This is a genomic window from Kitasatospora sp. MBT63 (assembly GCF_000710465.2).
In the GTDB taxonomy this organism is placed as follows: domain Bacteria; phylum Actinomycetota; class Actinomycetes; order Streptomycetales; family Streptomycetaceae; genus Kitasatospora.
Genome location: NZ_JAIZ01000739.1, coordinates 3,432 through 13,932, shown reverse-complemented (window position 1 = coordinate 13,932; position 10,501 = coordinate 3,432). Strand labels below are relative to the sequence as shown.

11 protein-coding genes are annotated in these 10,501 nt (G+C 75.3%); 4 read left to right on the top strand and 7 right to left on the bottom strand.

The window, feature by feature from the left end:
• Window positions 1–27 precede the first annotated feature (27 nt).
• Together AA75_RS38350 and AA75_RS38345 are read left to right on the top strand one after the other, a co-directional pair.
• Window positions 28–972 carry an endo alpha-1,4 polygalactosaminidase gene (locus AA75_RS38350; RefSeq protein ID WP_233289370.1) on the top strand — a complete coding sequence of 315 codons (945 nt, stop codon included), beginning with the start codon at window positions 28–30 and terminating at the stop codon, window positions 970–972.
• A 141-nt stretch (window positions 973–1,113) separates the two neighbouring features.
• A complete protein-coding gene (locus AA75_RS38345) occupies window positions 1,114–1,575 on the top strand; it encodes a hypothetical protein (RefSeq protein WP_033825068.1) in 462 nt (153 codons plus the stop codon).
• Here AA75_RS38345 and AA75_RS38340 read toward each other — a convergent pair.
• From AA75_RS38340 to AA75_RS38325, 4 genes are all read right to left on the bottom strand, one after another.
• The gene (locus tag AA75_RS38340) at window positions 1,554–2,651 is read right to left on the bottom strand and encodes a hypothetical protein (RefSeq protein ID WP_033825067.1); all 1,098 of its coding nucleotides are present in this window, start codon (window positions 2,649–2,651) and stop codon (window positions 1,554–1,556) included. The two genes, AA75_RS38345 and AA75_RS38340, sit on opposite strands and share 22 nt — an antisense overlap.
• Window positions 2,648–4,087 (bottom strand): hypothetical protein, encoded by a 1,440-nt coding sequence (locus tag AA75_RS38335; protein ID WP_033825066.1) that lies wholly within the window; start codon window positions 4,085–4,087, stop codon window positions 2,648–2,650. The genes AA75_RS38340 and AA75_RS38335 overlap by 4 nt, the downstream gene beginning before the upstream one ends.
• A 167-nt stretch (window positions 4,088–4,254) precedes the next feature.
• The gene (locus AA75_RS38330; RefSeq protein WP_033825065.1) at window positions 4,255–4,896 is read right to left on the bottom strand and encodes an MBL fold metallo-hydrolase; all 642 of its coding nucleotides are present in this window, start codon (window positions 4,894–4,896) and stop codon (window positions 4,255–4,257) included.
• Window positions 4,896–5,981, bottom strand: coding sequence for an S-(hydroxymethyl)mycothiol dehydrogenase (locus tag AA75_RS38325; RefSeq protein WP_033825064.1), 1,086 nt, complete (start codon window positions 5,979–5,981; stop codon window positions 4,896–4,898). The genes AA75_RS38330 and AA75_RS38325 overlap by 1 nt, the downstream gene beginning before the upstream one ends.
• 243 nt (window positions 5,982–6,224) lie before the next feature.
• Between AA75_RS38325 and AA75_RS38320 the strand changes: the two genes are divergently transcribed.
• Both AA75_RS38320 and AA75_RS48590 read left to right on the top strand, forming a co-directional pair.
• Window positions 6,225–6,809 (top strand): hypothetical protein, encoded by a 585-nt coding sequence (locus AA75_RS38320; protein WP_051814136.1) that lies wholly within the window; start codon window positions 6,225–6,227, stop codon window positions 6,807–6,809.
• Window positions 6,810–6,841: 32 nt separating this feature from the next.
• Window positions 6,842–7,321, top strand: a complete 480-nt coding sequence (locus tag AA75_RS48590; protein WP_051814135.1) for a hypothetical protein — start codon at window positions 6,842–6,844, stop codon at window positions 7,319–7,321.
• 71 nt (window positions 7,322–7,392) lie between these two features.
• On the opposite strand, the gene AA75_RS38310 is transcribed toward AA75_RS48590, so the two are convergent.
• The 3 genes from AA75_RS38310 to AA75_RS38300 form a co-directional block, all read right to left on the bottom strand.
• Window positions 7,393–8,481, bottom strand: coding sequence for a hypothetical protein (locus tag AA75_RS38310; protein WP_033825063.1), 1,089 nt, complete (start codon window positions 8,479–8,481; stop codon window positions 7,393–7,395).
• Between the two features lie 215 nt (window positions 8,482–8,696).
• Entirely contained in the window at window positions 8,697–9,545 is an 849-nt protein-coding gene (locus tag AA75_RS38305; protein ID WP_051814134.1) for an oxygenase MpaB family protein, read from the bottom strand.
• Window positions 9,546–9,625: 80 nt separating this feature from the next.
• The gene (locus AA75_RS38300; protein WP_033825062.1) at window positions 9,626–10,291 is read right to left on the bottom strand and encodes a class F sortase; all 666 of its coding nucleotides are present in this window, start codon (window positions 10,289–10,291) and stop codon (window positions 9,626–9,628) included.
• Window positions 10,292–10,501: the final 210 nt, after the last annotated feature.

Genomic DNA, 10,501 nt, shown 5'->3' with positions numbered 1-10,501 from the left:
CGCAAGGCCCAGCTGGCCGCCCTCGCCGTGGGGGTGGTCGCCGCCTGCGGCGCCGGATTCGCGTTCTCCGACGCCTCGGCCGGCCAGCGCCCCGGCCGCCCCACCCCCCGGCCCGCCCACGCCGGACACCGCCCGTCCTCGGCGGCCACCGTCCCGACCGCCAGCACCCAGGCCGCCCCGGCTCCGGCCACCCCTGCGGTCCCGTCCGCCTCCCCCTCCGTCGCGGCCGGGGCGACGCCCACGGGCACCGGGAAGGTCGTCCTGCCGACCCCCGACACCGGCTTCGACTATCAGATCGGCGGCCCCTACCAGCCGCCCGCCGGCGTCGGCGCGGTCTCCCGCGACCACACCGCGCCGCCGGTCCCCGGGCTGTACAACGTCTGCTACCTGAACGCCTTCCAGGCGCAGCCCGACGCCACCGCCTGGTGGCAGGCCAACCACCCGGCGCTGCTGCTGCGCGACGGCCAGGGCAGCCCGGTGATGGACGAGGACTGGGGCGAGGCCCTGCTCGACGTGTCCACCGCGGCCAGGCGCACCGAGCTGGCCGGGGTGGTGGGCGGCTGGATCGACGAGTGCGCGGCCAAAGGCTACCAGGCCGTCGAGCCCGACAACCTGGACTCCTACGAGCGCTCCGGCGGCCGCCTCGACAAGTCCCACAACGCCGCCTTCGCCCAGCTGCTGGCCGCCCGGGCGCACGCCGACGGGCTGGCGATCGGCCAGAAGAACACCACCGACCTGATCGACCGCGGCCGGAGCATCGGCTTCGACTTCGCGGTCTCCGAGGAGTGCGGCCACTACGACGAGTGCGGCGCCTTCGCCTCCGCGTACGGCAACCGGGTGTTCGTGATCGAGTACAACGCCGCCGACTTCGCCAAGACCTGCAAGGCGTTCGGCAGCACGCTGTCCGTGGTGCAGCGGGACCGCGACGTCCGCCCGGCCGGCCGCTCCGGCTACGTGTTCAAGTCCTGCTGATCCGGGGCGGTCGACGAAATTAGCTGATGTTCCGTCAACTTCGTTGGCTGGAAGCTAGCGTGAAGGGCGGCGGGCCCGGTGTCGGAGCCGCGGCCCGCCGTCCGCGCAGCGAGTTGCGAGTGCACCGGTCCGGAGGCCGTCATGACCGAACCCGCCTTCCCCGTCCCCGGCAGCCCGGCGCAGTTCCTCGCCGTCACCTGCTCCTACGGGGCGATGGCGGCGGCGCTCGGCGCCGTCCTGCTGGGCTTCCTGCTGCAGGGCGGCCCGCAGAGCACCCTGCTCGGCGTCGCCGCGCTGGTCAGCCTGGTGCTGGCGCTGACCACCGCGGTCGGCTACCGCTCGTTCCCGTACAGCCGGCCGGTACTGGTCGGCACGCTCGCGTCCAACCTGCTGATGCTGCTGTGGGGCCTGATCCTGCAAGGCCTGGCGCTGGCGGGGATCGTCTGCTCGTTCGTGCAGGGCGCGAGCGTGCTGGGCAGCGGGCTGCGGACCACCGTGGTGGCGGTCGGCTTCGTCCTGCTGAACGTCCTGCTCCGGGTCTGCTCACGCTGCCTGGCCGCCGCGACCGGCGGCCGGCAACCTCAGCCGCGCCCCGAACGGTAGCCGTCCAGCACGTCCTGCCGCAGCATCGACCCGAACCCCGCGGACTCCAGCCGCAGACCCAACTGTGCTTCGCTGAGCCCGAGTTCCGCCGCGGTGTCGCCCAGGTGCCAGTCGTGCGCGGCGAGCCGGTCGAGCAGGTGGCCGCGGCGGACCTGGCTCTCCGACAGCCGGAAGGTCTTCAGGTAGGCGATCCGGCCGGCCCCGTCCAGGATCGCCTCCCCGAGGTGGTTCTCCTGCTTGGGCGCGAACGGCGGCACCAGCCGGGCCAGCGTGAACCGGCCCATCCGGTACAGCGTCCGGACCACGTGCTCGGGACCGAGCAGCCCGCCGGCGAGCACCGAGCCGTGGAACTCGGCCCAGTCGCTCTCCTGCCGCCGCGCCGCCGCCCGCAGATCGGCCAGCGAACGGATCCCCGCGCCCGGGATCCGCGCCCGGAACTCCGGCACCGGCGCCATGTACGTCGCGTAGTGGTGGATCAGCTCGCCGTACAGGTCCAGCACCAGCGTGGGGTGCAGCACCCGGTAGTCCTCCGGATGCGGCACCACGAAGGCACCCGCGAGCGCGTCCGCGACGTACACCACCAGCCCGCACTGGCCCGGATGCAGCTCGAACACCCGCAGCGCGTCGGCCAGCCCGCGCACCTCCGAGCCCTGGTACGCCTCCTCGGCGCGCGGCGGCAGACCGTGCCGGACGGCCCGCTGCGACCACTGCTCCCACACGATCGGCGGCCCGCCGGCGTGCCTGGCCAGGTACCCGTCCACCGCGAGTTGCTGCGGCAGGAAGCGCAGCCTGGTCCGGCGGCCGCCCGTCCGGCCGGAGATCCGCAGCGGCATCCGTTCCGGCAGCGCGCCGCCCGCCGCCAGCTGGGTGCCGTACGCCGCCGCGGGCGTGCCGTCCTGCGCCCAGTCGGCGACGAACCCGTGCGGCACGTAGCCCAGTTCGGCGTCGGCCGGACCCACCAGCCGGTGCAGCCGCAGACCCTCGACGGGTTCGCCGCGCACCAGCGGCACCAGCCGCACGGCGCCCCACACCTGGGACGGCCGGGCCGTCAGCCCGGTCAGGTCGAGCGTGCTCATCGCGCCTCCCGCGCGTCCGGGGCGGCCAGGAACCGCCCGGTGGCGGCGGCCAGATGGTCCCGCAGCTCGGCCAGGCCGGTGCGGCCCTCGGCGAAGCGGGCGAACTCCACCAGCGCCGGCAGGTCCTCCGCGTCCCGCAGCCCGGCCGTCGGCACACCCGCCGCCAGCCGCCGCACGTCGAACCCGTCCGCGTCGTACACCGGGTTCAGGTGCACCACGGCGGTGCGGCGGTCCGGGTCCAGCCGGGTCCGCCAGATCCGCAGCACCTCGCCGGCCAGGCCGGGCGGTGCGTTGTCCCAGCCGTCGGAGACGATCAGCAGCCGCTCGGGCGCGGTGTCCAGCGCGTCCAGGATCCGCAGTCCCAGCGGCGTCGGACCGGACGGGCGGGCCAGCAGCGGATCCGTCCGCCCGGAGGTCCACAGCCCGGTGTAGTCGGCCGCCAGCGCCTCCAGCAGGTGGTGACAGGCCAGCGCCACCGCCAGCGGACGGCGGCGCTTGGCCCCGGAACCGTCCGTGGAGAAGCTGTCGTCCAGCACCGCCGCGACCCGCCCCCAGCGGCCGCGCTGCCCGCCCGCAGCCCGCAACGCCGCCGTCCGCAGCGCCCCGGTGAGCTCGGCCCGCCGGGCCACCCGGTCCGCCACCGGCAGCGCCAGCACGTACGAGGCCAGCCGGGTCAGCGGCATCCGCCCGAGGTCCGCCCGGACCGCGCCCGCGCCGAGCCGCCCCGCCGACTCCTGCAGCCGCAACTGCTCCAGCCGGGTCATCCGCGGCGCGATCCGCTCCAGGAACTCGGCCCGCGGCACGCCCTGCCGGGCCGCGAAGCCCTCCGCGACGGTGTACGGCAGCTCGAACAGCGCGGAGCGCTGGTAGTGCGCCCGCCGCCAGCTCTCCAGGATCGGCGTCGCGTACCGGGCGGCCCGGCCCGGCGTGAACAGGAAGCCGCCCAACTCCGTTGCGGCGGGCGCAAGATGGGCATGCCGGACGGCCTGCTTCAGCGCGCCGCGGTACTTCACCGCATCGAGCGCCGGGTCCGGCCGGGCCGCGATCCAGTCCCGGATGACCGCCCGGGTGCGGCGGTTGTTCACCTTCGCCCGGCGCAGCGCGCCGAACAGCCCGTACACCCGCTGCGGCGGCAGCAGCGCCAGCCGCCGGGCGATCAGCCGGCCCTCGGTGCGGCGCTGCTCCGCGCTCGCCTCGGCGGAACTCTCCAGCAGGCGCCGCACGATCAGCACGGCGTTGTGGTCGTTGATCTCCAGGGCCAGCGTCGCCGCGTACAGCTCGCGGTAGTTGCCGAGGATGTAGGCGTGCAGGAAGTCGAGCGACAGGCGCTGCTCGGCGGCGTCGGAGTGGAACTCCCGCTGGCCGGTGGAGGTGATCGCCGCGTTCACGAACAGCAGCACGTCCTCGGCCGCGACCAGGTCGCCGTACGTGTCCACCGGACCCCTCTCACGGGCTGCTTCGGATACCGGCCGGGGAGTGGGGGCGCGAACTGCGAATCATTGCGGTAGAGGCAGGTTCCGGAAGTCGCGCCGGAGTCCCGCGGCCGGCCCTGGGACGGTAACAGAGCAGGCCACGGGAGGTCCAAGCGATATCCGCGGGCCGCTCAGCGGCCCCGGCGGATCCACTCGTCGAGCTGCGGTGCCTCGGCGCCGATGGTGGTGTCGTCACCGTGCCCGGTGCGCACCACGGTCTGCGGCGGGAGGGTCAGCAGCCGGCCGCTGATCGACCGGACGATGGTCGGGAAGTCCGAGAACGACCGCCCGGTGGCACCGGGCCCGCCCGCGAACAGGGTGTCGCCGGTGAAGACCGTCCCGAGCTGCGGCGCGTACAGGCAGACCGCGCCGGGCGCGTGCCCGGGGGTGTGCAGCACCGTCAGCGCGACGCCCGCCACCTCGAGCTGCTGCCCGTCGGCCAGCGGCCCGTCCGGGTCGCGGTCCGGGTGGGTCTGCTTCCACAGCGGGAGGTCGTCCGGGTGCAGCAGGACCGGCGCGCCGGTCAGCGCGGCCAGCGCCGGGCCAGCGTCGATGTGGTCGTTGTGGGCGTGGGTGCAGACGATCGCCGTCACCCGGCGGTCGCCGACCACGGCCGCGATGGCCGCGGCGTCGTGCGCCGGGTCGATCACCAGCGCCTCCCGGTCGTCGCCGACCACCCAGACGTTGTTGTCCACCTCCCAGCTGCCGCCGTCCAGCTCGAAGGTGCCGGAGGTGACCACCCGCTCGATCCGGGCGCCCGCGGTGCCCGCCATCAGAACACCACCACCGAACGCAGGACCTCGCCCTCGTGCATCCGGGCGAAGGCGTCCTCCACCCCGGTCAGCGGGATCGTCTCGCTGACGAACGCCTCCAGGTCGAGGCGGCCCTGGAGGTAGAGGTCGATGAAGACCGGGAAGTCCCGGCTGGGCAGGCAGTCGCCGTACCAGGAGGACTTCAGCGCACCGCCGCGCCCGAACACGTCCAGCAGCGGCAGCTCCAGCTTCATCTCGGGCGTCGGCACACCGACCAGCACCACCGTGCCCGCCAGGTCGCGGGCGTAGAACGCCTGCCGGTAGGTCTCCGGCCGTCCCACCGCGTCGATCACCACGTCCGCGCCGTGGCCCCCGGTGAGCTCCCTGATCGCCTCGACGGCGTCGGTGGAGCCGGAGTTGACGGTGTGGGTGGCGCCGAGGCCGGTGGCCCCGGCCAGCTTGCGGTCGTCCAGGTCGACCGCGATGATCCGGGCCGCGCCCGCCAGCCGGGCACCCAGGACGGCGGCGCTGCCCACGCCGCCGCAGCCGATCACGGCGACCGTGTCGCCGCGGCCCACTGCCCCCGTGTTGAGCGCCGCGCCGAGCCCGGCCATCACCCCGCAGCCCAGCAGACCCGCGACCGCGGGCGCCGCCTTCGGGTCGACCTTGGTGCACTGCCCGGCCGCCACCAGGGTCTTCTCCGCGAACGCGCCGATGCCCAGCGCGGGGGACAGCGGCGTCCCGTCGGTGAGCGTCATCTTCTGCACCGCGTTGTGCGTGTTGAAGCAGTACCACGGTCGGCCGCGCCGACAGGCACGGCACTGTCCGCACACCGCGCGCCAGTTGAGGATGACGAAGTCCCCGGGCGCCACCTCGGTCACCCCCGGGCCGACCGCCTCCACGACACCCGCCGCCTCGTGCCCCAGCAGGAACGGGAACTCGTCGTTGATCCCGCCCTCCCGGTAGTGCAGGTCGGTGTGGCAGACACCGCACGCCTGCACCTGGACCAGGGCCTCGCCCGGCCCGGGGTCGGGGACCTTGACGGTCTCCACCCGCACCGCCGCACCCTTCTCCAGCGCGACCACTGCCTGTACCTGCTGAACCATCCGCCAGACACCCTTCGTCCGCCGGCGCGCTCGTGGCGCGCCCGGTCTGTCACGTCGGCCGCCGCGACGGCGTGCACCGCGCGGGCGACCGGTCTGCCCGCCTCCGAACCTACCGCTGTCCGGCCACCGCCGAGAGACGCCCGACCGATCCGCCGCGCCCTGGTTTACGAGCCCGGGCACGGGTGAGACGAGCCCCGGGCCGGGCATCCCGTCCGGCCGACGCGTCCTTCAGGAGGGGTTCGCATGGCCTGGCTGATCGTGATAGTCGCCGTGCTGGCGGTACTGGCCGCCGGGCTCGCCGTCGCACTGCCGCGGATCAGGACCCGGCAGCTGCGGGCACGGTTCGGCCCGGAGTACGAGCGGGCCCTGCGCGGCCACGGGGACGACGTCCGCGGCGCCGAACGGGAGCTGACCGCCCGGATCCGCGACGACCGCGCGCTGCAGCTGCGCCCGCTCGGCCCGGCCGAGCAGGAGAACGTCCGGCGGCGCCTCGCCGAGGTCCAGGAGCAGTTCGTCGACGACCCCGGGCGGGCCGCCGGCGACGCCGAACGGCAGCTCACCGGCCTGCTCGACCGGCTGGGCTACCCCGCGCAGGGCCGTACCGAGGCACTGTCCGTGCACCACGCCACCGCCCTGCCGGCCTACCGCACCGCGCTCGGGACGCTGGAGCGCGCCCAGGCCGTGCAGGTCGGCACCGAGGAACTGCGCCACGCCCTGCTCGCCGTCCGCGACCTGACCCTGCGGGTCCTGGCCGACCGGCAGGCCGCCCCGGCTGCCGCGGGCCGTCCGGCCGCCCTGCACAAGGCCCCGGCCCCGCGCACCAGCTGACCCGCCGTCGGGAGAAGGAGAGGACCACCGCCATGCCGCACAACGAAGCCCAGCAGCCGGGCCCCGCCGCCCGCACCACCGTCCCCCGCCAGGCCGAGCCCGGCGAGCCGCACCGGGCCTCCCCGCCGGAGCCCCGGCCGCAGTCGCCTTCCCAGGGCGGCGACCGCCCCACCCGTACGCTGCGCGCCGTGCTGCCGGGCGAGCCGGACCCCACCGGACGGCCGGGCGGCTGGCTGGAGCCGGAACGGGTGGAACGCCTCACCGCCGAGTGGCGGGCCGTGCAGAGCGGGTTCGTCGACGACCCCGGGCAGGCCGTCCGGGCGGCCGACAAGCTGGTCGGCAAAGCGGCCGGGATGGTCACCGAGGCCATCACCGAGCAGCGCGGCGAGCTGCGCGTCGCCACCGACCCGTCCGACGGCGACACCGCGGGCGACACCGAACGCCTGCGGCTCGCCCTGCGCGACTACCGCACCCTGCTGGACCGGCTGCTCGCGCTGCAGGCCCCGCGCTGAGCGCACCGCACGCGGACGGGCCCCGGCGCGGATCGGCCGGGGCCCGTCGGTGCAGCGGTGCTGCGGTGGTGTTACTGGCCGGCGCCGGCGACCGAGACCGCCGTGCCGAGGTGGCTGTTCGGGATGACGGCGTCGACGTCACCGAAGGTGGTCCAGGACCCGGCGGAGTTGCGCACGGTGTGGCGCAGGTGGCCCGCAGTGTCGACCACGACGACCTGGAGGGCGTCGTTGCCCGAGAGGCGGTCGGTGTCGGCCACCCCGACGCCCGCGATGGTGCCGAGCGAGGCCTTGGTGGCGGCCTTGACGTCGCCGAACACCGTCCACGAGCCGGTCGCCCGGCGGATCGCGTGGTAGATCCCGGTGCCGTTGTTGCCGGTGACGACGACCTGCAGCTCGCCCTTGACCGCGGCCACCGCGACGTGCTCGGCGGTCCCCGGGTTGGAGGAGTTGGCGAACACGTCGCCCCAGGCGGCGAACGCGGAGCCGGCGTCGGCGCGGTTGGCGTGCCAGAGCCTGCCGCCGGCGACCGCGACCAGCTGGATGCCGGCGCCGTCGGTGGAGGCCACCGACAGCTCCTTGATCTCACCGATCTGGCCGGGGACGTACAGCTCCTGCCAGGCGCCCCAGGTCCCGTCGGAGTGCCGGACCACCTCGTACAGCGCGGACGGGCCGCGCTGGCCGAAGAGGTGGAACTCGCCCCCCATGACGACCGAGCCGACCAGCTTGGTGATCCGGGCGGTGGCCGGGGTGTTGCCCGAGTGCTCGATCGGCACCTCGTCCGGGATCGGCGCGGCGGTCCCGGACGGCGAGGTCCACTGGCCGGTGGCCGAGTCGCGGATCAGGAACTGGATCGCCGAGCCCTCGGCGGCCAGGAAGGTCTTGCCGGTGCCCGACTCGGCCTGGGTCAGCGACGAGGTCGCGCCCGGGTTGTAGTACATGTCGGGGACGGAGTCCCAGGCGGCCCAGGTGCCGTCCGCGTGGCGCGTGGTGTGCGCCGGGTTGCCCCCGTCGGTGTTGATGCTCAGCTGGAACTCGGGGCCGGCGTAGACCACACCGATCGGGCCGGGCACGAAGGCCTGGGCCGGAGCGGCCACGGCGGTCGCGAGTGCCACGGCGGCGGCGACCCCTACGCCGATCCGCCGGATGCTGTGCTTGTTCACTGTTCCCCCATACGCGCATACGCGAAGTGATTGACGGCACGTCACCGTGCCCCGGCCGATGAGATCGGCGGGGTGACGGGCCGAGGGGAAGCCTACCTTCGTCCGCGATCATCCGGCCGCCTCATTTTCTCCGGCGCACCCCCTCTGAACAGGCGTTATATCCGCTTTGCGCGGGCGAGTGCGGCAACGACCGAAATGATCACCGGCCCCGGGCATCACCTCTCGGCGAGCCGCGCCCGGGCCGCCCGCAGGTGCGGGCCCTCGCGCAGCGCCGCCGGCACCGGGAGCAGGACCGTGCGCAGCGCCCGTGCCTCGACGGTGGCCACGGCGTCGGTGAGCTGCCAGCCGGGCCACCCGTACATCCGCCGGGCCCAGCCGGGGAGCAGCGCGAAGGAGAGCCCGGCCACGGCCGACCAGGCCGGGCGGGCCGGGGTGGCCCACGCGGCCCAGCCGGGCATCGGCGGGGCGAGCACCAGCCGGGCCGCCGAGCGGGCGGCCGGGGTGGCCCGCAGCCGGCCGCGGACCTCGGTGAAGTACCCGGCCAGCTGCTCGCGGGTCTCCGGCACCGGGTGGCCCGGCCCCACCCCGAGCAGCCGGGGGATCCGGGCCTGCTCGGCGAGGTAGCGGTCGGCCTCGTCGGGCGGCAGGCCCAGACCGGCCCGGCGCGCCACGCCGAGGAAGGAGTCGACCTCGCAGCAGTGCACCCACACCAGCAGCTCCGGGTCGTCGGCCCGGTAGCGTGCCCCGGTCACCGGGTCGGTCCCGCGGACGTGCCGGTGCACCCGGCGGACCCGCTCGACGGCCTCGCGCACCTGCTCCCCGGTGCCGTACGTGGTCACGCCGACGAACGAGGCGGTACGGGCGAGCCGCCCCCACGGGTCCTCGCGGAACGCCGAGTGCTGCGCCACGCCCGCCATCGCGAGCGGGTGCAGGGCCTGCAGCAGCAGGGCCCGCAGCCCGGCCAGGCCCATCACCGGGTCCGCGTGCAGCCGCCAGGACACCGAGGCGGGCCCGAACAGGCCGGCCGCGGGGATGGCACCGGGCGGGGGAGCGTCGACGGCCACGAGTTCCTCCCGGGGAGACGTCCTGGTCCCTCCAGTGTCCGCCGCGGCGCGCCCGCTGCCCAGGGCCCGGCGGGGTCCGGCTACCGGACCGACTCGAGGTGGGCGAAGACCACCACGTTCGAGGTGTAGTCCTTCTTGGTGCGGTCGTACGAACCGCCGCAGGTGATCAGCCGGAGCTGGGCGTCCGGGGTGTCCGCGTACACCCGCTTGTCGGGGAAGGCGTCCTTCTCGAAGGTCTCCACGCTGTCGACGGTGAAGACGGCGACCTTCTTGTCGGCCCGGGTCACCTCGATCTTGTTGCCGGGCAGCAGCACCCGCAGCATCAGGAACACCGCCGGCCCGGTCCTGGTGTCCACGTGCCCGGCCAGCACCGCGGCGCCCGGCTCGCCGGGGGAGGCGCCGTCGCGGTACCAGCCGACCAGATTCTTGTCGTCGACCGGCGGCGCGTTCAGCTGGCCGGTGGCGTTGAGGGTCAGCTCGGTGGTCGGGGCGTCGACCATCAGCTGGGGGATCCGCACCCGGGTGGGGGAGGAGCGGGGCAGGACGGGTCCGCGCTTGGCGGGCGGCTTGGCCGCGGCCGTGGTGGGCGGCGCTGCGACGGCGGGGGCGGCGACGGCCGGCGCGGCGACGGAGGACCCGGCGGGCGTGGCGTCGACCGAGTTGTAGAGCACGAGGGCGCCGAGCGCCGTCGCGGCCAGGCCGAATCGCAGCAGCCGGCCGGTGCGCTGCGGGGGCGGACGGTCCATCGGGCGGGCCTTTCTGGTGGGTGGAGCCACGGGTGGTGAACCCCGCAACGCCCTGCCGGGCTGCCACCGCGAGGCGGCGGGCCGGCAGGGCGTCGGGGCGGTGCGGGTGCGGGTGCGGGGTGACCGGGGGTCAGACCGCGGCGCCCGCGGCGGTGCCGGTACGGCGGCGGCGCAGCGCGAGCGCCGTCACGCCGATGCCGCCCGCCAGCA

Excerpts from the sequence above, each read along its gene's own strand:
- AA75_RS38345 (WP_033825068.1), top strand. The coding sequence starts at position 1,114 with ATGACCGAACCCGCCTTCCCCGTCCCCGGCAGCCCGGCGCAGTTCCTC.
- AA75_RS38340 (WP_033825067.1), bottom strand. The coding sequence starts at position 2,651 with ATGAGCACGCTCGACCTGACCGGGCTGACGGCCCGGCCGTCCCAGGTG.
- AA75_RS38330 (WP_033825065.1), bottom strand. The coding sequence starts at position 4,896 with ATGGCGGGCACCGCGGGCGCCCGGATCGAGCGGGTGGTCACCTCCGGC.
- AA75_RS38325 (WP_033825064.1), bottom strand. The coding sequence starts at position 5,981 with ATGGTTCAGCAGGTACAGGCAGTGGTCGCGCTGGAGAAGGGTGCGGCG.
- AA75_RS38320 (WP_051814136.1), top strand. The coding sequence starts at position 6,225 with ATGGCCTGGCTGATCGTGATAGTCGCCGTGCTGGCGGTACTGGCCGCC.
- AA75_RS48590 (WP_051814135.1), top strand. The coding sequence starts at position 6,842 with ATGCCGCACAACGAAGCCCAGCAGCCGGGCCCCGCCGCCCGCACCACC.
- AA75_RS38300 (WP_033825062.1), bottom strand. The coding sequence starts at position 10,291 with ATGGACCGTCCGCCCCCGCAGCGCACCGGCCGGCTGCTGCGATTCGGC.